Genomic DNA, 584 nt, shown 5'->3' with positions numbered 1-584 from the left:
TGGCAGCGCGAACCGCGAACTGCAGCAGGTCTATGTGTTCGGGGATTTCCCCTGCGACGGCCTGTCGAAGATCTGGGCAGGCGGCGATCTGCTGACGCTCGAATTTCTGGCGGCCGAGAGCAATTCCGTGGTGCAGCGCTATCGGGTATCGGCTGGCGATTATGCCGGGCTGATGCGCTTTGCCTTCTACACAGGGACACAGGCGGAGGCAGATGCGGACCTGATCGCCCATGCCAATCCGGCCGGCCGCTGGACGGCAGATCATCGGGGCGCCGGCATCTGCTATCTCGTCGCGTACCTGTCCTATGACGCGGAGCGGCTTTCCAGCTTCCCCGATTTCTTCTTCGAAATTCGCGGGGCGCGGCTCTACGACCCCCGCAAGGATTCCTCGATCGGCGGCGCTGGCGATCATCGCTGGGGCGACGACAGCACCTATGAGTTCACGGAAAATCCTATCGTGATGGATTACAACTACCGGCGTGGCTTCTCCTGGAATGGTGACCTGTTCCTCGGCATGGGGATGGACCCCGACCTGTTGCCGATCGACCGTTATGTGACGGCGGCGAACATCTGCGACGAACAGG

General features: G+C 61.8%; 1 pseudogene. It reads left to right on the top strand.

Annotated elements, in window-relative coordinates:
- Positions 1–584 (top strand): annotated as a pseudogene (locus KLP42_RS26645) (phage tail protein); the annotation flags it as partial.

The sequence above is a fragment of the Rhizobium sp. CSW-27 genome, from assembly GCF_018760785.1.
Taxonomy (GTDB): Bacteria; Pseudomonadota; Alphaproteobacteria; order Rhizobiales; family Rhizobiaceae; genus Neorhizobium.
The sequence above is the reverse complement of the archived record's forward strand: the minus strand, read 5'-3'. Positions and strand labels throughout refer to the sequence as shown.